Raw genomic sequence first — 21,009 nt, forward strand, 5'->3', positions numbered from 1 at the left:
CCGCGCCGCCTTCCCGTCGCCTTTTCAGGCCGCCCGGCTTTCACGCTTGGCGGCCACTGTGCGATTCCGCCCCTCGGCCTTCGCGCGGTACAGCGCTGCATCAGCTCGTTTCATCACCGATTCCGGCGATTCGCCCGGGAAGACCTCGGCAACGCCGACCGAAACCGTCACGGCCTTGGCGACATCGCCGTCCGACAGGCGGAAGCAGTCCTTCGCCACGGCCTTGCGCAGCCGCTCCGCCGCGACGATCCCCTGCTGCAGATCGGTTTCCGGCATCGCCAGCACGAATTCCTCACCGCCGTAACGTGCCGCGATATCCATCGCCCGCAACCCGCCGCGCAAGCGGTCGGAAAACTGGGTCAGGATTGCGTCGCCGCCCGCATGACCGTGCGTGTCATTGATCCGCTTGAAATGATCGAGGTCGGCGATCAGCACCGCGCAGGGCGGGCCGCCATTGGCACGGGCTTCGACCATCTGCTGCAGGCGCGATGCGAAATAGCGCCGATTGTGCAGACCGGTCAGCGGGTCGGTGATCGCCATTTCAAGGCTCTCGTCGAGCCGATTGCGAAGGCGGTCCGCATAATTCTTGCGCCGTAATTGCGTCGCAACACGGGCGTTCAGCTCTCCGGAGTCGACCGGACGGTGAATGATGTCATTCACGCCGAGATCAAGCGCGCGAACGCTGCGTTCGATCTCGTCCGGGCTCACCACGGCGACGATGGGGACATGACGTGTCGCTGCCTCGGAACGCACCCGCGCGCACAGGCGCAGCCCGTCGAACTGGCTCGTTGTGAGATCGATCAGCATCAGGTCGATGCCGCTGACCGCAACCCGGCTGGCCAGGCCCGGATCGGTCACCACCTTGGACTGCACGCTCGATGGCAGTTTCATCCTCAGATGTTCGCCGGCGCGGGCGTCCCCGGCCACGACGAGAATCCAGTTGCCTGCGGGGTTTTCGGCCTCTCCGACAAGAAAGTCGGCAGGAGCGTTCACTTCGCGGATGCGCAGTTCGTCGAGCACCACTTTCAGGCGCAACAGCGAGCGCACACGCGCGAACAGCGTCACGTCGTCGACCGGCTTTGTCAGGAAATCGTCGGCGCCGCATTCCAGACCCGCCACGCGATCCTCGCGCTGATCGAGCGCCGTGACCATGACGATCGGGATATGCCGGGTCGCGCCATCCGCCTTGAGACGCCGGCACACTTCGAAACCGTTCATCTCCGGCATCATCACGTCGAGCAGGATCACATCCGGCTGGTCCTTGCGCGCGGCCTCGATGGCCTTCGCGCCGGACGTTGCCGTGATCACTTCGAAATATTCGGCCTTCAGCTTGGCTTCGAGCAGGCGGACATTCGGCTCTTGATCGTCAACGACCAGGATGCGCGCACTCATCTTGCCCGCCCCCTAGCTGAGGAATTTCTGGACGGTTTCGATGAAGGTCGAGACCGTGATCGGCTTGGAGAGATAGGCTTCGCAGCCGCCGGCACGAATCCGGTCCTCATCGCCCTTCATCGCGAAGGCGGTAACCGCGACAACGGGGATCGCGGCCAGCTCGTCGTCTTCCTTGATCCATTTCGTGACTTCCAGTCCGGAAACTTCCGGGAGCTGGATATCCATCAGGATCAGATCGGGCCGGTGCTCGCGCGCCATTTCCAGGGCCTTGAGGCCGTCACGGGTTCCGGTGACCTCATAGCCATGCGCTTCGAGCAGATCATGAAACAGCTTCATGTTCAGCTCGTTGTCCTCGACGATGAGAACTTTCTTCGACATGACCTGAAGCATGCGCTGAAACGTCCTTCGCGATGGTGGCGCGGTTCTTATGCGCCTTATGACACCCCGCGTGACATTCAAGCCGATCTTCCTAAACAAAGAATGAGTCGGCGCCGCGCTTTTCTCCCTTTCCGGAACAAGATAAGAACGCTGATGTTAATCATAAGGCGGTTGGTGGCAAAAGCATGATCCGGATCGGGATTGATCTTGGCGGCACCAAAATCGAAGCCGCAACGATGGATTCGGCCGGAAACATCCAGTCCCGCAAACGCATTTCGACGCCGGCCTCCTATCAGGGCATGGTGAACGCCCTGACCGGACTTGTCGGTGAATTGCAGCCGCAAGCTGCAGAAACCTGCCCGGTGGGGGTCGGCCACCCCGGATCGGAGGACCGCGATTCGGGACTGATTCGCGGCGCCAACTCGACCTGGCTGAACGGCCGGTCCCTGCGCGCCGACCTGTCCGCGGCCCTGGAGCGCGAGGTGCGCCTGTCGAATGACGCGAACTGTTTTGCGCTGTCGGAGGCGATCGACGGGAGTGGAGCCGGCGCGGCAAGCGTGTTCGGAGTGATCCTCGGCACCGGGGTCGGCGGCGGCATGGTCGTCGATGGCCAACTCCTGGCAGGCGCCCAGGGCATTGCCGGCGAATGGGGTCACAATCCCCTGCCCTGGTTGCTGCCGGACGAGTTTCCCGGGCCGGATTGCTGGTGCGGACAATCGGGCTGTATCGAAACCTGGCTGTCGGGGCCAGGCATCGCCGCCGACCGCTACGGACGAACGGGGGAGACAATGACCCCGTCAGAAATTCTGGCGCATCCTGAGGAATTCGACCGCTATGCCTCGCGTCTGGCCCGGGCCCTCGCACACGTCGTGAACCTCCTTGACCCGGAAGTGATCGTGCTGGGCGGCGGGGTATCGAACACGCCCGGGCTCGCCGAAGCGGTCGAATCCGCCCTGCCCCGGCATGTCTTCAACGACCGGGTGACGACGCTTGTACGCCGTCACCTGCATGGCGATTCCAGCGGCGTTCGCGGAGCGGCCTGGCTATGGCCGGCGAACTGACGCCCCCTGCGCCCGGCTATTGCCGGACCTGCCTGGCGCCATTGCCGCCGGAGCCGCGCAAGACCTGCCCGGCCTGCGGGTCGCGCCGGCTCCTGCGTCACCCCGAACTCGAAACCCTGTCGATCGCGCACATCGACTGCGATGCCTTCTATGCCGCGATCGAGAAGCGGGACGACCCCGCGCTCGAGGACAAGCCGGTGATCATCGGCGGCCGCCAGCGCGGCGTGGTCGCGACCGCCTGCTATGTCGCGCGCCTGTACGGCGTGAAATCGGCGATGCCCATGTTCCAGGCCCTGCGGCTGTGCCCCGATGCCGTCGTCGTGAAGCCGCGCGGCAGCGTCTATGCCGCCGAGGGAAAGCGGATCCGCGACATGATGTTCGACCTCACTCCCATGGTCGAACCCCTGTCGATCGACGAGGCCTTCCTCGATCTGACCGGGACGCGGCGGCTGCACGGCGCGTCGCCCGCGCTCAGCCTGCTTCGGCTGCAACGCCGGATCCGGCAGGAGGTCGGGATCACGGTCTCGGTCGGACTGTCGCACAACAAGTTTCTCGCCAAGACCGCGTCCGACCTCGACAAGCCGGATGGCTTCGCCGTGATCGGCAAGGCCGAGACGCTCGATTTCCTGGCCCCGCGCCCGGTCGGCAGCGTCTATGGCGTCGGTCCCGCCTTCGCTTCGCGCCTTGAGCGCGACGGGCTTCGAACCCTGTCGCAGATCCGGCGCATCGACGACCGGACCATGGCCGCACGCTACGGCGAGTCGGGTCTGCACCTCGCGCGGCTCGCCCGAGGCGAGGACAGCCGCAAGGTCAGGCCGGACCGGGAGCGCAAGAGTATTTCGTCGGAAACCACGTTCAACTCCGACATTTCGGAACTCGTGGTACTCGAAAGACAACTCTGGTCGCTATGCGTGAAAGTGGCTGACGCCGCCAAGGCCAAGGCGACCTCCGGCAGTGTGGTGACGCTGAAACTCAAATCCGCCGATTTCAAGTCTGTCACCCGGCGCCGCACACTCAACGCCCCGACCCAGCTGGCCGACACACTGTTCCGCGTCGGCCGCGAATTGTTGGCGAAGGAAGCTGACGGAACGCGCTTTCGTCTGATTGGCATCGGCCTGTCGGGTCTCGAAACAGCGGGAGGCGATGCCGCCGATCTGCTCGACCCGGGTGCGACCAAGCGCGCCGCAGCGGAACGCGCGATGGATGCCGCGCGGGCCAGATTCGGTGGCAGTGCGATCATCAAGGGGCGCGGATTACCGGATCCCAAGCGCGACTGACTACTCGGCCGCTTCGACCTCGTCGCCGCAATATCCGACGATCGCCCAGCCGAACGGGCTGTCGAAACAGGTCACCAGATTGTCGACCGATTGCAGGTTCGGCGGCCACTCCGCACCATCCGGCAAACCACCTTCCGGCGCGGGCATGCTGGCCAGGGCGTCGCGAATGCGCTGCAGGCCGTCGCGGTCACGTTCGAGGAAGGCGATCATCGCATAGGTATAGTAATGCTGGGCCGCATTTTCGCCGCGCTCCGGAAACGTCTGCCGGAACAGGAAGATGGCCGACTGGTAATCGCCGCCGGCGCCGCGCATCAGACCGGCATTCCAGGTCAGGGTCCGCAATTGCTCCGCCGTCAGCGTGGCCGCATGCGTCCGGTGCCAGCCGGAAATCGCCTCGGCGGCCTCGACATAGCAATCGTTGATGGCAAGCGCCTGCCAGCCATCGGCCGTCGTGTTGAATGTCTCATAGCCCTGGACCGCAAAGACCTGCGCATCATAGGCGCACCCGTCTTCCTGCGCGAACGCGGTGCCCGCCAAGGCAATCGACAACACAAACCCTGTCAGTAATCGCATCCATCCCCCCACCGGTCCCGGCCCGCATGATGGAACCGCGGTGGTCGCGCAATCAAGTGCCGGACTGCCGCCGCGCGCTAAAGCTGGCTGTCGAACCAGTCATAGGGCTGAGGCCAGAAGGCTTCGCCCTTGCGTGTGAACAGGCCCTGATGGCCGACCGATGCCTGTCCCAGATCACCTGGCGACAGCCACACTTCCTCGGATACTGCGTTCTCATAGAGGCGCAGGATCGTTTCCGACGCAGCCTGGGTCGCGATCGGATCGTCCGTCATGCCCCACGACCGGATCGGCTGCCGGACGCGAGCGAACCAGTTCGGCAGCAGCCGGTCGAGTTCGCCGCCATAATAGCGCGGATTGAAGCACCAGCGCCGCCACTGGGTGAAGACGCCCTTCGGAAGCGCCGTCCCGCCCCACGGCCCGCCCGCCGGAATATGTCCCAGCGCGGCCAGGCATGCCGGGCCATAGACCAGCCAGAAGAACAGGACCTGCGGGCGGTAATGGGGCTTGTGCTGACCCCAATAGCCCGACCCGACATTGATGAAGGCATGCGCCCGCGCCCGGTCGCTGTTCGGACAGAAGCCGATCAGATGCCCGCCGACACTGTGTCCCGCCGTGAACAGGGGCTTGCCCGGCGCCAACGCGATAGCGGCATTGATCGCGGCGGGCATGTCGCGCTTGCCCCACATCACCGTCGACGCCCTGAAACCGCGCAGCCGCTTCGGCGCCGACCCGGCTATCCCGCGATAGTCATAGAGAAGACAGGCATAGCCGCGTGCCGCTCCAGCCTCGGCGAATCGTCGGTAGAATTCCTTCGGGAAACCCGTCCCCGACGAGATCAGGACCGCGGCCTTGGGCTGTTCCGGCACGATGCTCAGCGCCGACAGCGGATAACCGTCGAGTGCTTCGAGTGTCAGGGATCGGGTCGTGATACCGCTCATCGCAGGCGCTCCGGGAAGGACGGGCCGCACTGTGCCGGATGACGCGCGCGTCAAGTCAAGCCGCTTGCACCGGACCGGCGTCTGCGCCTATTCCGGTTTCATACCCGAGGGAGACACACCATGTCCGACGCCGAACGCCGTCTGTCCGAACTGGGCATCACCCTGCCTGCGCCGGTCGCCCCGGTCGCCAATTACGTGCCCTGGGTGCGTTCGGGAAATCAGGTCTTCGTTTCGGGTCAGATCTCCATGGGGCCCGACGGGCTGGTGAAGGGCCGTCTCGGCGACGACATGGATATCGAGGCCGGCCAGGCCGCCGCCCGGCTTTGCGCCATCAACCTGATCGCCCAGTTCAAGGCCGCTTGCGGCGGCGATTTGTCGAAAGTCGTGCGCGTGGTGAAGCTGGGCGGCTTCGTCTGCGCCGCGCCGGACTTCACCGACATCCCGAAAGTCATCAATGGCTGCTCCGACCTGATGGTCGCGGCCTTTGGCGATGCCGGCCGCCACGCCCGCTCGGCAGTGTCCTGCCCGGTCCTGCCCCTCGGTGCAGCGGTGGAGATCGATGCGGTGATCGAGGTGGCGGAATAGCCCCCTTCCCGGCTCCCGCAGAGCGCACTAGATCAGGGGGGTGACCTCCCTGACGATCAAAGCCGTGCCGGGCCTGTCCGGTGTCGACCCCGAGGCTTGGGACGCGCTCGCGAACCCGCCGGGCGAGGAGCGCGACCCCTTCCTGAGCTGGGCGTTTCTCGAAGCGCTGGAAGCCTCGGGATGCGTCGGCGACGAAACCGGCTGGCTGCCGCGTCACCTGCTCGCCGAAGACGAGGACGGACGCCTGCTCGGCGTGATGCCGCTTTACGCCAAGACCCATTCCATGGGCGAATACGTGTTCGACCATGCCTGGGCCGACGCCTATGAGCGCGCGGGCGGGCGATACTACCCGAAACTCCTGACCGCCATCCCGTTCACCCCGGTCACCGGGCGGCGCCTGCTGTCGCCTGACCCGGACGTCCGCCGCGCGCTGATCGATGGCGCGCGCCAGCTGGCCGGGCAATGGGGCGTCTCGTCCTGGCATGTGAATTTCCCGTCGACGACCGACCGCGAAGCCCTGAACGGGGCCGGCCTGCTGGCGCGCACCGACCGGCAATTCATCTGGGAAAACCGCGGCTATGCGACCTATGACGACTTCCTCGCCGACCTGTCCTCGCGCAAGCGCAAGGCGCTGAAGAAGGAACGCCGCGACGCGCAGGACGGGATCGAAATCGAACGCCTGTCCGGCGCCGATCTGACCGCCGGGCACTGGGATGTCTTCTTCGCCTGCTATCAGGAGACCGGCAGCCGGAAATGGGGTTCGCCCTATCTCAACCGCACCTTCTTCGACCTGATCCATCCAAGGATGGCGGACGACATCCTCATGGTGATGGCGAAGCATGACGGGCGCTATATCGCGGCGGCGCTCAACTTCGTCGGATCGCACGCGCTCTACGGCCGCTACTGGGGCAGGCTCGATGATCGCCCGGCCCTGCATTTCGAGCTCTGTTACCATCAGGGCATCGAATTCGCGATCGAGCGCGGCCTTTCGCGCTTCGAATCCGGCGCGCAGGGCGAGCACAAGCTGGCGCGCGGCTTCCGCCCCACGGCGGTCCACTCCGCCCACTTCATCGCCGATCCGGGCTTCCGCGCGGCCGTCGCCGACTATCTCGATCGCGAGCGCGAAGCGGTCGAATACGAGATCGCCGCGATCGACGCGGAAAGCCCGTTCAAGGCGGATGCCACCGGTTGAACGCACGCATGAGGGCGATAGTCTGGACAGGAGTCACCAATCCGGAGTCCGGCCATGAGCCTCGACGGCGCCTATGACAGCGGCAATATCTTCGCGAAAATCCTGAAGGGCGAGATGCCCTGCGTGAAGGTCTATGAGGACGATGCCGTCCTCGCCTTCATGGACATTTTCCCGCAATCGCCGGGGCATACGCTGGTCGTTCCGAAATCGCCCGCACGCAACCTGCTCGACCTCGACGACGACGCGCTGCAGGCCGCCATGGTTCGGGTGAAGAAGATCGCAACGGCGGTCCGGACCGCGCTCGATCCCGACGGCATCGTGATCACCCAGTTCAACGGCGCGCCGGCCGGGCAGACCGTGTTTCACATCCACTTCCACATCATCCCGCGCTGGGAGGACAAGCCGCTCGGCCGCCATGGCGGAACGCAAGCCGACATGGACGAGTTGAAGGCGCAGGCCGAACGGATCGCAGGAGCCCTCACCGACTGATGGGACAGTTCAGGGTTCACCACCGTTATGCCGCCCGCACCGTCGTCTATGACGGGCTTGAGGAAACCGATGGCTGGCAGTTCAAGCGCTACTCGCTGTCCTGGGACGGCTCGGCGATGGATGATCCCCGCTTCGTCGAAGGCGAGGCAATGGCCCGCGGCCTTTTGCCCACTCCCGCTATCGCGGACGACCGGCCCGGCGCGGCCATCGTGATCCGCCACCAGGGCCGCGACCAGAACCATGTCGTGATCGCCTGGTGGGACCGGGAAAACGAGTTGCCGATCCGCGTCGTCGTCGACGAAGGCCAGGGCTGGCGCCCCGCCAATGAGCACGAATCGATCTGCGTCTGGGACCTGCAGATCATCGCGGCGGAACGCGACGCCTATGTCCGCCACATCCTCGCCTGGCCGGAAAAACCCGACCTGCGGCGCTATCTGGCAGAAATCTACGCCCCGTCAGACGGCACGGTCGCCTGACGGCTAACGCACCGGTTCCTTCGACTTCTTCGACTTGCCGCCGGACTTCTTCGGATTGATCCGGTCGCCCGGCGTGATGTCGAAATCGAGCCGGCCGGCATCGGCCGCATCGACATCCACCTTCACCAGTCCGCCTTCCTTCAGCTGCCCGAAGAGGATCTCCTCGGCGAGCGGCTTCTTGATGTACTCTTGGATCACGCGGGACAACGGCCGGGCACCGAATTTCTCGTCATAGCCGCGCTGCGCCAGCCATTCCGTCGCCGCCTCGCTCAATTCGAAGGTCACGCCACGATCGGACAGCTGGGCTTCCAGCTGCAGCACGAATTTCTCGACCACACGGCCGACGATTTTCTGCGACAGGCCCGCGAACGGAATGATCGCGTCGAGGCGGTTGCGGAATTCCGGCGTGAACAGCTTCTCGATGGCCGCCTGGTCCTCGCCTTCCCGGCGGTCGCGGCCAAAGCCGATGGCCTCCTTGGCTGCATCGGACGCGCCCGCATTCGTTGTCATGATCAGCACGACATTGCGGAAATCGACCTTGCGGCCATTCGCATCGGTCAGCGTTCCATGGTCCATGACCTGAAGCAGGACGTTGAACAGGTCCGGGTGCGCCTTCTCGATCTCGTCGAGCAGCAGCACGCAATGCGGATGCTGGTCGATGGCGTCGGTCAGCAGCCCGCCCTGGTCGTAGCCGACATAGCCCGGAGGCGCGCCGAGCAGGCGGCTGACCGTGTGGCGTTCCATGTATTCCGACATGTCGAAGCGCACGAGTTCGACGCCGAGGATCGAGGCCAGCTGGCGCGCCACCTCGGTCTTGCCGACACCGGTCGGACCGGAGAACAGATAATTGCCGATCGGCTTTTCCGGCTCGCGCAGGCCCGCACGGGCCAGCTTGATCGCGGCGGACAGCTTCTCGATCGCTTCGTCCTGGCCGAACACGACGCGTTTCAGGTCATTGTCGAGCGACTTCAGCGCGATCGCGTCGTCCTGCGTCACCGTCTTGGCGGGGATGCGGGCGATCTTCGACACCACGTCCTCGATCTCCTTGACGTTGATCGTCTTCTTGCGCTTCGACGCCGGCAGGAGACGCATCCGCGCCCCGGCCTCGTCGATCACGTCAATCGCCTTGTCCGGCAGTTTGCGGTCGCCGATATAGCGCGCCGATAGTTCCACCGCGGTCTTCAGCGCCTCATTCGTGAACTTCACGTCGTGGAAGTCCTCGAAATAGGTCTTCAACCCCTGAAGGATCTTGATCGTGTCGGCCACGGACGGTTCGACCACGTCGATCTTCTGGAAACGCCGGGCCAGGGCCCGGTCCTTCTCGAAATGCTGGCGGTATTCCTTGTAGGTGGTCGACCCCATACAGCGCAGCGTGCCCGACTGCAGCGCGGGCTTGAGCAGGTTCGACGCATCCATCGCCCCGCCCGACGTGGCGCCGGCCCCGATCACGGTGTGGATCTCGTCGATGAACAGCACCGCATTGTCGAGCTGCTCCAGCTCCTTCACGACCTGTTTGACGCGTTCCTCGAAATCGCCGCGATAGCGCGTGCCGGCGAGCAACGTGCCCATGTCGAGCGAGTAGATCGTCGCGTCCTCGAGCACGTCGGGAACATCGCCCTCGACGATCTTGCGTGCCAGGCCCTCCGCGATCGCGGTCTTGCCGACGCCGGGATCGCCGACCAGAAGCGGGTTGTTCTTGCGCCGGCGGCACAGCACCTGAACGCAGCGCTCCACCTCGGACTCGCGTCCGATCAGCGGATCGACATCGCCCTTGCGGGCCTTCTCGTTGAGATTGATGCAGTAGGATTTCAGCGCGTCGCCGTCGCTTTTGGCGGCTCCCGGCGTTTCGCCCTCGCCCTCCGAGGCGCCGCGCACTGCGCGCGGCTCGGCGGCACCGGCCTTCTTCGCGATGCCGTGCGAGATGAAATTCACCGCATCATACCGGGTCATGTCGCGCTCGGCGAGGAAGTAGGCGGCGTGGCTCTCGCGCTCTGCAAAGATCGCGACCAGCACATTCGCCCCGGTCACTTCCTCCCGCCCGGCATTCTGGACATGGATCACGGCGCGCTGGATCACGCGCTGGAATCCGGCAGTGGGCTTGGCGTCCTCGTCGTCATCGACCACAAGCTCACCCAGCTCGTTGTCGACATAATCGGTCAAAGTCGCCCGAAGCTCTTCGAGATCGAGCTCGCACGCCCGCATCACCGCGCCCGCATCCTCGTCGTCGACAAGGGCAAGCAGCAGGTGCTCCAGCGTCGCGTATTCATGGCCGCGCTCATTGGCAAAGCCGAGGGCGCGGTGGAGCGAGTCTTCGAGAGCGGGTGAGAAGGAGGGCAACGAACTATTCCTTTTCCATCGTGCATTGCAGAGGATGCTGCGCGCGGCGCGCGGCGTCCATGACCTGGGCGACTTTCGTTTCGGCCACTTCGTATGTGAACACGCCGCACACTCCGACACCATTCTGGTGAACATGAAGCATGATCCGGGCCGCATCCTCCGGCGTCTTGTTGAAGATGCGCACCAGCACCTCCACCACGAACTCCATCGGCGTGTAGTCGTCGTTCAGCAGCAGAACCCGATAAAGTGTCGGTTTCTTGGTCTTCGGGCGCGTTCGCGTGGCAACGCCTGTTTCGCGTCCCGGTGCTGCTGGGCCTTTCTCGCGTTCAGTCATCGAATCCGCCTGCGGTCCGGTCCTAGTAGATAGGCAACCCGCCCCCTTGGGGAAGCCCCCAGCTGTGCGAAACACGGGAAAAGCGGTGCTGATCGACCAAAAGAAAAGGCCCGGCACCTGAGGGTGCCGGGCCAGTCGGGGAGGTACACTTGTTAAGTCGGCGGCGCGTTTAGCGCTGCGACTGAACCATTTCGACGGCGGCCGAAACGCGGGCGTTCAGCGGCGCCATCGAGTCCTTCACGGTACCGGCATAGAGGTCCGTGACGGTGTTGATCTGAGCCAGGTAGGCGTCCATCGAGGACTTCACGAAGTTCGTGTGAACTTCGACCATTTCCTGCACCGACTTCGCCGAGGTCAGCGCCTTCGAGGCGGCGACGGTGTCTTCCATCGACTTCTTCGCGAACGCGATCGTGTCGGCGTTCAGCTTTTCCGCGCCCTTGCCGGCGGCGGTGGCCGACGCGATCACGGCGTCGAGGTTTTCCTTGTGGAAGGAACCGGCTTCGTTGAACGACTTGATCGTCTTCTCGAAACCTTCCTTGAAAGCTTCATTGCCGGCGGCGGTCATGGTTTCGACGGTGTCGCGGGCAGTCTTGGTAGAGGTAGCCATTTTCTTCAGTCCTTTGCGCGGGGAGGTCGCTTTGGGTTTCGCGGCAGCCTTGAGGCGAGCCGGCTTCTTGGTCGGGACGGCCTTGGCGCGATCAGCGCGGGCCGGCTTTGCTTCAACCGTCTTGGCTGCCTTTTTCGGGGCCGCAGCCGTCTTGGTGACGGTCGTCTTGGCGGTTTCGGTCGCAGCGTCAGCCGTGGTCTTCACGGTTTCGGTCGCGGCCTCGACAGCGATTTGCGGTTCGGTTTTCGCAGCGTTCTCGGTCATGGTTCCAATTGTCTCTTCGAATCCGCTCTTCGCGGTTGCAGCAAACAGATAGGGATTCTTCGCACTCGCGTCAACAGAAATGTTGCACTGCACAAAATCATCACAAACGTTAAATTAAGCCCCCGGTAATACCCGCACGCTGGAATGCCGCACCATGGGCGGATTGCGGGTCTTTCTGGTGGTCTTGGCCACCCTCTTCACGGTCGGGCACGCGGGTTCCGCGGCGGCCGACAATCCCCGCTACGCTGCATTTGTCGTTGATGAGACCACGGGCGAAGTCCTGCACGCCCGCCGCGCCGATGACGCGCGCTATCCCGCATCGCTGACCAAGATGATGACGCTCTACATGCTGTTCGAGGCGCTCGAACGCGGGGAGGTCACGCTGTCCACGCCGATGACCGTATCACGGCATGCCGCCGGCCAGTCACCTTCCGTGCTGGGCGTCGAAAGCGGTGACACCGTCACGGTGGAAACTGCCATCCGGGCCCTGATCATCCGCAGCGCCAACGACATTGCCGTCGTTGTCGGCGAGCACCTGGCGGGCACCGAGACCGCCTTCGCCACGCGCATGACGTCGCGCGCCCGCGAACTTGGTCTGACGCGAACCACATTCCGCAATGCCTCGGGCCTGCCCAACAGCCGCCAGATGACGACGGCCCGCGACATGGCCCGGCTCGCCATCGCGCTGCATCGCGATTTCCCGCAATATTTCCACTATTTTCGCGAGCGCAGTTTCGTGCATGACGGCCGGACCTGGCGCAGCCACAACAATCTCGTCGGACGCGTCAACGGCGTCGATGGCATGAAGACCGGCTATATCCGCGCATCGGGGTTCAACATCGCCGTGACCGCCGAACGCGGCGGTCACCGCATCGTGACGGTCGTGATGGGCGGCCCGTCTGCAGCCTCCCGGGACAATCACGCCGAGGAACTCGTCAACGCGGCCTTTCGCTCGTTCGAGCGTCGTGAACAGATCCTGATGGCCGCAAACGACATCGCCCCGCGCATGAACCCGATCCGCATGCAGGATCAGATCGCCGTGGAGATCGCCCAGCTCGACCTGCGTGGTCCGGTCGCCCAGGGCGATGCCGACAACATGCCGGCGCTTCGTGTCGTGCTCGATGACAGTCCGGCCCCGGCCCGTGAACCGGTAACACCGGCTGTGCGGCAGTCCGAACCGGCTGCCTTGCCCGCGACGGTCCGCACCACAGCGGCGGACGCCCCGTCCGGCCAGTGGGCGATCCAGGTCGGGGCCTATGCCGGCGAAGCCGCCGCCCTTGCCCGGCTGGAAACCGTTCGCACGCTGGCGTCGGACCTGTCTTCGGCCGCGCTCGCCACACCGTCCGTCGACACCAATGGCCGCCGCCTGTTCCGCGCGCGGTTCGAAGGGGTAACGGCGGACACTGCGCGCGCAGTCTGCCGCCTCCTCGCCGAGCGAGGGGAAGCCTGCTTCGCTGTCGCCCCCGGCGCCTAGGCCGGTTTCACGATCTCAGGAGAATATCCCGGGCTTCCTGGATGCGGCGCGCCAGTGCCGGCGATCCGCCCATATCCGGGTGGTTCCGCTTCATCTGCGCGCGATAGGCGGCCCGGATGTCCTCCTCCCCCGCCCCGTCTTCAAGACCGAGGATTTCCAGCGCCTCGCGCCGGGTCATGGCCCCGGATGAGGTCGGTGCATTGCCACCGGGTTCACCCCGATTGCCGCCGGGTTTCGGGCGAAGCCCGAAGGCGACGCCGATCAATCCCATGCCGAAGCCGATCACCGGAATGCCGAGCACCGCCAGCCCGCGAAGCGTCATCACGCCGCCCACTGCGATGGCTCCGGCGCCGAGCACGGCCCGGCTCCATTTTTTCGCTTCGTTCGGCCTCATGCGGGCGAACGCCTTCAGCCCGAAATAGGCGAGCACAAGAAGAAGGAGGCCGGCGAGGAGAAACGGCATCGCGTCAGAACGGAATGCGTTCGCCGGCGAGGCTCGGCAGCTTCAGCATGATCAGCAGGTCGCGAAGCTCCTGCCGCGCGGCGACATGGCTCATCGTGAACGGCACGGTCGACCCGTCCTCGGTCAGGTCGAGCAGGGTGAGCCCGAGCGGGAAGAGTTCGCGGTAGATCACGCGCTCGGCAAACCCGGGGGCCAGGCGGAAGCCGATCCGCTCCGACAGCTTTTTCAGCCCCTCGCCCACACGCCTTTTGTTGCGGGCGTCCAGCATCGAGACGCGGTTGCGCATCACCACCCAGTCGATCGACTTCTTTTCACGCTGCGCCCGCTTCTTGCGGCACTCCCAGACCATTTCGGCGTAGAGGCTGGGCCGTCCGACCTGGAAGGTATCGGGGTCGATCTCGGCGAGGAGATCAAAGTCGATAAAGCTGTCATTGACCGGCGTGATGATCGTGTCGGCTGCAGCGTGAGCGAGCCTGGAATAGTGCGTGTCGCTGCCCGGCGCATCGATGACGATGAAATCACACTGCCCCTTCAGCCGCGTGATCGCCTCACGGAAACGTTCGCCCTCTTCCGCCTCGGCGCGGTCGAGATGGCGCTCCACGCTCGGTTCGATGATCTCTTCCACGGGTGACGGCAGGTCGGCCTGATAGGTCTCGCACCAGCGTTTCCGGTTGGCCAGATAGCGCGAGAAGCTGCGTTGACGGACATCGAGATCGATCGCGCCGACCACCCGCCCCATCCGCATCAGGGCGACGACGAGATGCATGGCCACGGTCGACTTGCCCGCACCGCCCTTTTCATTGCCGACCACAATGATATGCGCCGGCTGTCCCGCACCGCGTCCGGGCAGTTTCAGACCGCTCGCAAAGGGTTTCGCCGTTTCGTTCATCATGGGTTCCGGGCACTACGCCGGGTGGCGCAGCGGAAGATAGGGTATTCGCGAATGCGTTAAAGCTGATGGCGCAGAGATTAATTTTCAGAGTCCGCGTCCAGCGGGTCGCCGGTAAACGCCATCGCCTGGCAGTAGATGGCGCTCTGGCTCAATTCGGCGCAGGCCGAAAGCGCCTCCGCCCGGGTCGCAAACGGCCCCGCCTTCAGCCGAAGATAGACGCCCCGGTCGCCGAGATCAGCCGCCTCGACACGCGCCTCCAGCGGGCCCAGCACATCCGGCAACATGGCCCGCATCGTGTCCCAGCCCTGAACGACGTGATCCATCGTGCGGTAGCTGGCGATGTGCACGCCATGAAGCAGGCTCTGGCCGGGCGGAATTGTCTCGGATTCCTCGGTCCCGGATGGCGGAGCTTCGCGGCTCGGCTGCCCCCAGATCGCGGCGGCGAGTGCCTCCATCTCGGGCCGGATCGGGGCGACCTGCGAAGGATGGGCGGCCCGCGCCTCCAGTTCGGCGGCGAGCGCCGCGGCCAGCCGGGCGTCGGGGTGATCCGCGACCATGGAGCCGGCAGGCGGCACATTCGGCGCGCCCGTCGTCGCACAGGCGGTCATCAGCAGACCGAGAGGAATCATCAAGAAGCGATGCATGTGTCTCCTGTAACGCGAGTCGGCGCGCTTGCCTCGCCCGTTGGTCCGGCCTAGACGGCGGGCCATGAACCAGGACTTCCCGATCCCGACCGCCCACACCGTCGCCGATTTGCGCGCCATCGTCTCCGGCTGGAAAGCGGCCGGCGAGACTGTGGGGTTTGTCCCGACGATGGGCGCGCTGCACGCCGGACATGTCTCGCTGATCGATATCGCGAAAACCCGCGCCACGAAAACCGTCGCCAGCGTCTTCGTGAACCCGAAACAGTTCGCACCGGGTGAGGATTTCGGGGCCTATCCCCGGACCCTGCCGGACGATGCGCGGAAGCTGGCGGAGGCCGGCTGCGACCTGCTCTACGCACCGAACGGTCCGGAAATGTACCCGGACGGCTTCGCGTCCACCATTCATGTCGGCGGCCCGTCTGAAGGACTCGAAACCGATTTCCGGTCGCACTTCTTCGACGGTGTCGCCACCGTGGTGACGAAACTCTTCACCCAGGTCCGGCCTGACATCGCCGTGTTCGGCGAGAAGGACTATCAGCAATTGCTCGTGGTGAAGCGGCTCGCTGCCGACCTCGACCTCGGTGTCGAGATCATCCCCGGTCCCGTGATGCGCGAGGCCGACGGCCTCGCCATGTCCTCGCGCAATGTCTACCTGTCTGTGGAAGATCGCGTGCGCGCGGTGCGCCTCAACGCCCTGCTCTTCGCCTGCGCCGAGGCGCTCGAAAAGGGTGAGTTGATCGCCGCCACGCTGAAGACCGCCCGCATGGTCGCGGAGAGCGCCTTCGACATGGTCGATTATGTCGAGGTCCGCTGCGCGAAAACCCTCGCCCCCCTGCCCGGTCCGGTGCTCGATCGCCCGGCCCGCTTGCTGGCGGCCGTGAAGCTCGGCACCACGCGGCTCATCGACAATGTCGCGGCGAATCCGGCCTAGCAGGTGAATACACGGGGTTCCCGCGAAAGCGGGAATCCGAAACCGGGTGCTGACTTCAGGTCCCCATTTTCATGGGGACCCCAAAATTCAAGCTACCACGCCCCGATCTCGATCAGCTTGCGCCGCAATTCGTCGGGCAGGTCCGCCCCGCCCGTCGCTTCGGTCAGGTCGGCCGGCGCGTCGCTGTCGGTCAGATAGCGCCAGCCCTGGAAGGGCCGCTTCGGCGAGGGATTGGTCCGGACGATTTCCGGATCCATCACGATGGCGCAGCGCTTGGTCCCCTCGGCATCGATCACCTCGTCGAGCCCGATGATGCGCTGGCGGCACTGGATCACCCGCTTGATCACCCAGTAGAGGCTGCCGCCGTCGAGCACTTCCTCGGCACGCTTCGGCGCCATGCGGGTGACGTGACGCGACACTTCGGGCTCGCCGCGCGCGGCACGTTCGGCGACGCGCATGTCGCGGAAGCGTTCCAGCTCCTCGACCGTGTCGACCCCGACGCAAAGCTTGATCAGATGCAGCGGCATGACGTCGAGCTAGGGCGGAATCGCCGGAAGGTCAAAGTCACAAAGTTCATTCCCTCCCCTCGAAGGGGAGGGACGCGAGCGGTTTCCGTCAGGAAGACGGGAGCGGGGTGGGGTGAGTTTTCCCGCAAGACACCCCCACCCCGGTCGGCTGGCTGACGCGCAGCCTCCCGGCCCTCCCCTCAAGGAGGACGGTGGAGGATAGCCCCCTAGCGAGCCTCGTATTCCACGTCCGAGAAGGTGAAGCTAATATCCTGGCTCTGGCGCTGGAACATGGCGCTGATGTCGATCTGCGTGGAGAAATTCCGCACGATCGGTCCGGGCAGGCCGTCCTCGCGGGCGAAGTCCATCACCATCTCGAACGCATGCACGCGCGCGATCGGATGCGGTTTGAAGCTGGCCGGTGCGTAGATTCGGATCCGTTCCACGAAGGCATCGCCTTCGGACACGGTCAGTTCCCCGCTCAGATGCTCGCCGAAGGCGTCGGCCTCGGCATCATCCTCGCCGTCACTCATGTTCGGCGCGAAGGCGAAAACGGCCCGCCCCCCGGAGCGGCGCAGTTCGCGCACCTCGCCGGAAATCAGGTCTGCCGTATCGGCACTGAAGAACAGCCCGCTGCCGTCACCGCCGATGCCGAAGGACTGCCCGGTCTCCTCTTCGGCGTCCTCGCCCTCGGCAGGCGCCTCCGCCTCGTCCTCATCCGGCGTCGAAAGGTCGTTCCACTGATCGCGCAGCTCTGCGCTCATCGCCGAGGCCGAGGCCGGGCTGATCAGCGTCCACTGTTCGCCTTCCGGCAGGGTCGAGTCGAAGCGCGCCGTGAATTCACCCGCATCGCCATAGTCGGCGCGCAGCGTGAAGCGCCAGACATCGTCCTCACCACCGTCGTGCGCGGCCGTCAGGGCCTGGCGCACCAGGGGCGGCCAGTCATTCGGAACTTCCGGGCTATCGGCAAAGGCGGGAATGACCGGGGCAAGCGCGAGGCTCGCGGCAAGCATAATCGAACGCATCATGTCTCTCCGTCACGCCCCCGCGTGGCCGGAGAGATACGAAGCCGCGTCCGGCCTGTCTACCGCGTTCAACCTGCCTTGCGGCGCTCGCGGAAGCCGGTCGGCGCGTCCGGATCGATGTCGAAGGTGCGTTCGCTCTTCGGCATCGGCTTGTCCTCTTTCCACATCGTCTTGGCGAGTTTCGACAGGCCGAGCTTCATCAGCGCGCCCGGCCCGGTCGTCTTCGCCGACTTCGGAGTCCAGCCGAACTTCCGGCGCATCACGCCATTCGCATAGAGGACGTTGTTCTTGACGAGCGAATCCGTGGTCACGACTTCCATCGTCACCGACACGTTCAGGCCATCGAGATTCTGCACCCGGTGCGGGCCGTGCAGCGGCCAGGAGGTGAACATGCCCGGTTCCAGATCGACCGCCTCGCAGTCCGCGTCCCAGCGCGGATCGAAGGGCAGATCCTCGGTCTGTTCATGGTGCAGGATGGCTTCCATGTGCGCGTCGGAAACATAAGGTTCAGTGGCCGGATAGATCCGGATCCGCTTCTTGCCGCGCACGTGCCACAACACGGTTTCCGACACGTCGGAATGCAGGAAGACCTGCGCCGTGGGCGAAGAGATCAGGATGCCGCTCTCGAAATTCAGCGGCCGGTATCCCGGTTTGAGACGCTGCAGGTCGGAAATCATGCCCTCGAAGAGCGGGTTGAGTTCCGGGTCGTCGGTCATCGCGCGGCGGAGATTGATCCACAGCTTGCCGCGGCGCACGGCCTCCAGCAGCTCCTCGCCGCCAAAGTCGCCCGGATCGCCCGCACGCCAGCTGTCCTTGCCGTCGGCAAGTTCGCCCATTGTGCAAAAGTCAGTCAGCTCACGCGGATGCCGGTCGATCAGGCGCGCCAGCGCTGCATCGGAAAATTCCGGACGTTCATGCAGATTGTGACGTCCCACCGTAACGCGCTGACGGAAATCCGCCTTCGCCTCGGGGCTCCATTCGGTCACGACTTTGGTATGGGTTTCGCCTGTCCCGTTCATGGCCAACTCCCTGGTTCGCGTCTGACGCGAGCAGGAATCGGGCCAAGTGACGCGTTCAGCGTCGTCCCGTCAAAATCAATCCATTGAACCGGGGCTCCCGCGAAAGCGGGAGTCCGAATTCAGGTTCCCATTTTCATGGGAACCCCATGTCGACGGTGGATCAAGCCGCCGCGTCTTCCTCAGCCGCCAGCGTGATCAGGGCATCGCCCTCACCGACCTGCGCGCCGGCGCTGGCGGTGACGGTGTCGACCACGCCGTCGCGCGGCGCGGTCAGGGCGTGTTCCATCTTCATCGCTTCGAGCACGACCATCGGATCGCCCTTCGACACCGCCTGCCCCGGTTTCACATGCACGGCCAGCACCTTGCCCGGCATCGGCGCCTTCACGAGATTGCCCGCTTCCAGCGCATCGGCGAGCGCATCGGGGCGCGGCCAGGCAAACAGGCGGCCTTCGCCGCCGAACAGAACCACCAGACCTTCGGCGCGCCGGATCACTTCGGCACCATGTGTTTCATGACCCGCCGACCAGCTCACCTTCACGGAATCGCCGAGATCGGAGGTCCGCGCCCGGCTCAGCATCGCGTCACCCCATGGCGAGGCGACCGTCGTGACGTCGCCATCCGACAGGAGTCCGGTTTCCAGGCGCTCACCGTCCAGCTCGAAGGCGGCGCGGCGGCGCGGAACCGCATTCATGCGCCAGCCGCTGCGCGAGCTCCAGGGGTCACTCCCCTTGCCGGCCAGCACTGTCAGCGCCGCGGCCGCGACGGCTTCCGGGCGCGCCCCGGCCGGGACCAGCGCTTCGAGATTCTGCTCGATGAAATGGGTCGAAACGTCTCCCGAAACGAAGCCCGGATGCAGCAGGGCCCGGCGCAAAAAGCCCCCATTGGCGCGAACCGGCCAGGCCGCGACACCGCCCTCGATGGCGTCGGCCAGCGCATCGATGGCCTTTTCCCGGGTCGCCCCATAGCCGATCACCTTGGCGATCATCGGATCATAGTGCAGCGAGACTTCTCCGCCTTCCTCGACACCGGTATCCACCCGAACGCCCTTGCCGTTATACGGCAGGCGCAGATGGGTCAGCGGTCCCGTCGACGGCAGAAACCCGCTCTGAGGGTCTTCGGCATAGAGCCGCGCCTCGATGGCGTGACCCGTCAGCGTGACGGCGTCCTGCGACGGCACCTTGCCGCCCGCGGCGACTTCCAGCTGCAGCTTCACGAGGTCGAGCCCCGTCACCATTTCGGTCACCGGATGCTCGACCTGAAGCCGCGTATTCATCTCCATGAAGAAGAAGCCGTCGGGCTTCAGCGCGCCGGACCCATCGACGATGAATTCCACCGTCCCCGCGCCGGAATAGTTCACCGCCTTCGCCGCATCGACTGCAGCCTTCGTCATCGCCGCGCGCACCGCGTCCGTCATGCCGGGCGCAGGCGCTTCCTCGATCACTTTCTGGTGGCGGCGCTGCAGCGAGCAGTCGCGTTCGAACAGGTGGATGACATTGCCGTGGCTGTCGCCGAACACCTGCACCTCGATATGGCGCGGGCTGGTGATGAATTTCTCGATCAGGACATTGTCATCGCCAAAGCTCTTCAACGCTTCGCGCTGGCAGCTTTCCAGCGCCGACAGGAAGTCCTTCTCCGCGTCGACCTTGCGCATCCCCTTGCCGCCGCCGCCGGCGACCGCCTTGATCAGCACCGGATAGCCGATCCGGTTCGCTTCCGCCTTCAGATGCTCCGGGTCCTGGTCCTCGCCGTGATAGCCGGGGGTGACGGGTACGCCCGCCTTCTCCATCAGCGCCTTGGCCCGGTCCTTCAGACCCATCGCCCGGATCGCGTCCGGCGACGGCCCGATGAAGACGATCCCGGCCTTGGCGCAAGCCTCGGCGAAACCGGCATTCTCCGACAGGAAGCCATAGCCCGGATGGATGGCCTCCGCGCCGGTCTGCCTGGCGACATCGAGGATCTTGTCGCCCTTCAGATAGCTCTCGGACGAGGGCGCCGGACCGATCAGAACCGCCTCATCCGCCATCTTCACATGCGGCGCCTTCGCGTCAGCCTCGGAACAGACCGCCACCGTCCGGATGCCCATGTCCCGGGCGGTGCGCATCACGCGGCAGGCAATCTCGCCCCGGTTGGCAATCAGGATTTTCTTGAACAT

Annotated in this window: 22 protein-coding genes; 8 read left to right on the plus strand and 14 right to left on the minus strand. The window is 65.1% G+C overall.

Annotated features, from left to right (window positions below; all coding sequences use genetic code 11):
• Positions 1 to 24 precede the first annotated feature (24 nt).
• Both ACFOOR_RS01790 and ACFOOR_RS01795 read right to left on the minus strand, forming a co-directional pair.
• Positions 25 to 1,392, minus strand: coding sequence for a PleD family two-component system response regulator (locus tag ACFOOR_RS01790; protein WP_343163463.1), 1,368 nt, complete (start codon positions 1,390 to 1,392; stop codon positions 25 to 27).
• Between the two features lie 12 nt (positions 1,393 to 1,404).
• Positions 1,405 to 1,770 carry a response regulator gene (locus ACFOOR_RS01795; protein ID WP_343163802.1) on the minus strand — a complete coding sequence of 122 codons (366 nt, stop codon included), beginning with the start codon at positions 1,768 to 1,770 and terminating at the stop codon, positions 1,405 to 1,407.
• Between the two features lie 185 nt (positions 1,771 to 1,955).
• On the opposite strand from ACFOOR_RS01795, the gene ACFOOR_RS01800 reads away from it, so the two are divergent.
• Together ACFOOR_RS01800 and ACFOOR_RS01805 are read left to right on the plus strand one after the other, a co-directional pair.
• Complete coding sequence (locus tag ACFOOR_RS01800) at positions 1,956 to 2,831, plus strand: ROK family protein (RefSeq protein ID WP_343163462.1); 876 nt, start codon at positions 1,956 to 1,958, stop codon at positions 2,829 to 2,831.
• Positions 2,816 to 4,108 carry a DNA polymerase IV gene (locus ACFOOR_RS01805; protein WP_343163461.1) on the plus strand — a complete coding sequence of 431 codons (1,293 nt, stop codon included), beginning with the start codon at positions 2,816 to 2,818 and terminating at the stop codon, positions 4,106 to 4,108. The genes ACFOOR_RS01800 and ACFOOR_RS01805 overlap by 16 nt, the downstream gene beginning before the upstream one ends.
• Here ACFOOR_RS01805 and ACFOOR_RS01810 read toward each other — a convergent pair whose 3' ends face one another.
• On the minus strand, positions 4,109 to 4,681 hold the full coding sequence (locus tag ACFOOR_RS01810) for a hypothetical protein (RefSeq protein WP_343163460.1): 573 nt from the start codon (positions 4,679 to 4,681) through the stop codon (positions 4,109 to 4,111). It lies immediately after the preceding gene.
• 77 nt (positions 4,682 to 4,758) lie between these two features.
• Positions 4,759 to 5,619, minus strand: a complete 861-nt coding sequence (locus ACFOOR_RS01815; RefSeq protein ID WP_343163459.1) for an alpha/beta hydrolase family protein — start codon at positions 5,617 to 5,619, stop codon at positions 4,759 to 4,761.
• Between the two features lie 120 nt (positions 5,620 to 5,739).
• On the opposite strand from ACFOOR_RS01815, the gene ACFOOR_RS01820 reads away from it, so the two are divergent.
• The 4 genes from ACFOOR_RS01820 to ACFOOR_RS01835 are packed head-to-tail and all read left to right on the plus strand — an operon-like array spanning position 5,740 to position 8,361.
• Entirely contained in the window at positions 5,740 to 6,204 is a 465-nt protein-coding gene (locus ACFOOR_RS01820) for a RidA family protein (RefSeq protein WP_343163458.1), read from the plus strand.
• 40 nt (positions 6,205 to 6,244) lie between these two features.
• Positions 6,245 to 7,396 (plus strand): GNAT family N-acetyltransferase, encoded by a 1,152-nt coding sequence (locus ACFOOR_RS01825; protein WP_343163457.1) that lies wholly within the window; start codon positions 6,245 to 6,247, stop codon positions 7,394 to 7,396.
• A gap of 54 nt (positions 7,397 to 7,450) precedes the next feature.
• Positions 7,451 to 7,885 (plus strand): HIT family protein, encoded by a 435-nt coding sequence (locus ACFOOR_RS01830; protein ID WP_343163456.1) that lies wholly within the window; start codon positions 7,451 to 7,453, stop codon positions 7,883 to 7,885.
• Complete coding sequence (locus tag ACFOOR_RS01835; protein WP_343163455.1) at positions 7,885 to 8,361, plus strand: hypothetical protein; 477 nt, start codon at positions 7,885 to 7,887, stop codon at positions 8,359 to 8,361. The genes ACFOOR_RS01830 and ACFOOR_RS01835 overlap by 1 nt, the downstream gene beginning before the upstream one ends.
• A gap of 3 nt (positions 8,362 to 8,364) precedes the next feature.
• Here ACFOOR_RS01835 and clpA read toward each other — a convergent pair whose 3' ends face one another.
• The 3 genes from clpA to ACFOOR_RS01850 all read right to left on the minus strand — a co-directional run bounded on the left by clpA (position 8,365) and on the right by ACFOOR_RS01850 (position 11,903).
• Positions 8,365 to 10,698: an ATP-dependent Clp protease ATP-binding subunit ClpA gene (gene clpA, locus ACFOOR_RS01840; protein ID WP_343163454.1), complete on the minus strand. Its 2,334-nt coding sequence runs from the start codon at positions 10,696 to 10,698 to the stop codon at positions 8,365 to 8,367.
• A 4-nt stretch (positions 10,699 to 10,702) separates the two neighbouring features.
• A complete protein-coding gene (gene clpS, locus ACFOOR_RS01845; protein WP_343163453.1) occupies positions 10,703 to 11,032 on the minus strand; it encodes an ATP-dependent Clp protease adapter ClpS in 330 nt (109 codons plus the stop codon).
• A gap of 169 nt (positions 11,033 to 11,201) precedes the next feature.
• On the minus strand, positions 11,202 to 11,903 hold the full coding sequence (locus tag ACFOOR_RS01850) for a phasin family protein (protein WP_343163452.1): 702 nt from the start codon (positions 11,901 to 11,903) through the stop codon (positions 11,202 to 11,204).
• Positions 11,904 to 12,057: 154 nt separating this feature from the next.
• On the opposite strand from ACFOOR_RS01850, the gene ACFOOR_RS01855 reads away from it, so the two are divergent.
• Entirely contained in the window at positions 12,058 to 13,377 is a 1,320-nt protein-coding gene (locus ACFOOR_RS01855) for a D-alanyl-D-alanine carboxypeptidase family protein (RefSeq protein WP_343163451.1), read from the plus strand.
• A gap of 7 nt (positions 13,378 to 13,384) precedes the next feature.
• On the opposite strand, the gene ACFOOR_RS01860 is transcribed toward ACFOOR_RS01855, so the two are convergent.
• The 3 genes from ACFOOR_RS01860 to ACFOOR_RS01870 form a co-directional block, all read right to left on the minus strand.
• A complete protein-coding gene (locus ACFOOR_RS01860; protein WP_343163450.1) occupies positions 13,385 to 13,840 on the minus strand; it encodes a DnaJ domain-containing protein in 456 nt (151 codons plus the stop codon).
• Positions 13,841 to 13,844: 4 nt separating this feature from the next.
• The gene (locus ACFOOR_RS01865) at positions 13,845 to 14,729 is read right to left on the minus strand and encodes a division plane positioning ATPase MipZ (RefSeq protein ID WP_343163449.1); all 885 of its coding nucleotides are present in this window, start codon (positions 14,727 to 14,729) and stop codon (positions 13,845 to 13,847) included.
• Positions 14,730 to 14,809: 80 nt separating this feature from the next.
• The gene (locus tag ACFOOR_RS01870) at positions 14,810 to 15,442 is read right to left on the minus strand and encodes an SPOR domain-containing protein (RefSeq protein ID WP_343163448.1); all 633 of its coding nucleotides are present in this window, start codon (positions 15,440 to 15,442) and stop codon (positions 14,810 to 14,812) included.
• On the opposite strand from ACFOOR_RS01870, the gene panC reads away from it, so the two are divergent.
• The gene (panC, locus tag ACFOOR_RS01875; RefSeq protein WP_343163447.1) at positions 15,441 to 16,307 is read left to right on the plus strand and encodes a pantoate--beta-alanine ligase; all 867 of its coding nucleotides are present in this window, start codon (positions 15,441 to 15,443) and stop codon (positions 16,305 to 16,307) included. The genes ACFOOR_RS01870 and panC overlap by 2 nt on opposite strands.
• A gap of 92 nt (positions 16,308 to 16,399) precedes the next feature.
• Here panC and ACFOOR_RS01880 read toward each other — a convergent pair whose 3' ends face one another.
• The 4 genes from ACFOOR_RS01880 to ACFOOR_RS01895 all read right to left on the minus strand — a co-directional run bounded on the left by ACFOOR_RS01880 (position 16,400) and on the right by ACFOOR_RS01895 (position 21,009).
• On the minus strand, positions 16,400 to 16,834 hold the full coding sequence (locus tag ACFOOR_RS01880) for a DUF1489 family protein (RefSeq protein WP_343163446.1): 435 nt from the start codon (positions 16,832 to 16,834) through the stop codon (positions 16,400 to 16,402).
• A gap of 206 nt (positions 16,835 to 17,040) precedes the next feature.
• On the minus strand, positions 17,041 to 17,838 hold the full coding sequence (locus tag ACFOOR_RS01885; RefSeq protein ID WP_343163445.1) for a hypothetical protein: 798 nt from the start codon (positions 17,836 to 17,838) through the stop codon (positions 17,041 to 17,043).
• A gap of 68 nt (positions 17,839 to 17,906) precedes the next feature.
• The gene (locus tag ACFOOR_RS01890) at positions 17,907 to 18,857 is read right to left on the minus strand and encodes a hypothetical protein (protein ID WP_343163444.1); all 951 of its coding nucleotides are present in this window, start codon (positions 18,855 to 18,857) and stop codon (positions 17,907 to 17,909) included.
• A gap of 160 nt (positions 18,858 to 19,017) precedes the next feature.
• Entirely contained in the window at positions 19,018 to 21,009 is a 1,992-nt protein-coding gene (locus ACFOOR_RS01895; protein ID WP_343163443.1) for an acetyl/propionyl/methylcrotonyl-CoA carboxylase subunit alpha, read from the minus strand.

Origin of the sequence: Hyphobacterium vulgare (assembly GCF_042643335.1) — a bacterium.
Taxonomy (GTDB): Bacteria; Pseudomonadota; Alphaproteobacteria; order Caulobacterales; family Maricaulaceae; genus Hyphobacterium; species Hyphobacterium vulgare.

Bases quoted from the DNA above. Each gene is read 5' to 3' on its own strand.
- ACFOOR_RS01790 (WP_343163463.1), bottom strand. From the start codon at position 1,392: ATGAGTGCGCGCATCCTGGTCGTTGACGATCAAGAGCCGAATGTCCGC.
- ACFOOR_RS01795 (WP_343163802.1), bottom strand. From the start codon at position 1,770: ATGTCGAAGAAAGTTCTCATCGTCGAGGACAACGAGCTGAACATGAAG.
- ACFOOR_RS01800 (WP_343163462.1), top strand. From the start codon at position 1,956: ATGATCCGGATCGGGATTGATCTTGGCGGCACCAAAATCGAAGCCGCA.
- ACFOOR_RS01805 (WP_343163461.1), top strand. From the start codon at position 2,816: ATGGCCGGCGAACTGACGCCCCCTGCGCCCGGCTATTGCCGGACCTGC.
- ACFOOR_RS01810 (WP_343163460.1), bottom strand. From the start codon at position 4,681: ATGCGATTACTGACAGGGTTTGTGTTGTCGATTGCCTTGGCGGGCACC.
- ACFOOR_RS01815 (WP_343163459.1), bottom strand. From the start codon at position 5,619: ATGAGCGGTATCACGACCCGATCCCTGACACTCGAAGCACTCGACGGT.
- ACFOOR_RS01820 (WP_343163458.1), top strand. From the start codon at position 5,740: ATGTCCGACGCCGAACGCCGTCTGTCCGAACTGGGCATCACCCTGCCT.
- ACFOOR_RS01830 (WP_343163456.1), top strand. From the start codon at position 7,451: ATGAGCCTCGACGGCGCCTATGACAGCGGCAATATCTTCGCGAAAATC.
- ACFOOR_RS01835 (WP_343163455.1), top strand. From the start codon at position 7,885: ATGGGACAGTTCAGGGTTCACCACCGTTATGCCGCCCGCACCGTCGTC.
- clpS (WP_343163453.1), bottom strand. From the start codon at position 11,032: ATGACTGAACGCGAGAAAGGCCCAGCAGCACCGGGACGCGAAACAGGC.
- ACFOOR_RS01850 (WP_343163452.1), bottom strand. From the start codon at position 11,903: ATGACCGAGAACGCTGCGAAAACCGAACCGCAAATCGCTGTCGAGGCC.
- ACFOOR_RS01855 (WP_343163451.1), top strand. From the start codon at position 12,058: ATGGGCGGATTGCGGGTCTTTCTGGTGGTCTTGGCCACCCTCTTCACG.
- ACFOOR_RS01860 (WP_343163450.1), bottom strand. From the start codon at position 13,840: ATGCCGTTTCTCCTCGCCGGCCTCCTTCTTCTTGTGCTCGCCTATTTC.
- ACFOOR_RS01865 (WP_343163449.1), bottom strand. From the start codon at position 14,729: ATGAACGAAACGGCGAAACCCTTTGCGAGCGGTCTGAAACTGCCCGGA.
- panC (WP_343163447.1), top strand. From the start codon at position 15,441: ATGAACCAGGACTTCCCGATCCCGACCGCCCACACCGTCGCCGATTTG.
- ACFOOR_RS01870 (WP_343163448.1), bottom strand. From the start codon at position 15,442: ATGGCCCGCCGTCTAGGCCGGACCAACGGGCGAGGCAAGCGCGCCGAC.
- ACFOOR_RS01880 (WP_343163446.1), bottom strand. From the start codon at position 16,834: ATGCCGCTGCATCTGATCAAGCTTTGCGTCGGGGTCGACACGGTCGAG.
- ACFOOR_RS01885 (WP_343163445.1), bottom strand. From the start codon at position 17,838: ATGCGTTCGATTATGCTTGCCGCGAGCCTCGCGCTTGCCCCGGTCATT.
- ACFOOR_RS01890 (WP_343163444.1), bottom strand. From the start codon at position 18,857: ATGAACGGGACAGGCGAAACCCATACCAAAGTCGTGACCGAATGGAGC.
- ACFOOR_RS01895 (WP_343163443.1), bottom strand. From the start codon at position 21,009: ATGTTCAAGAAAATCCTGATTGCCAACCGGGGCGAGATTGCCTGCCGC.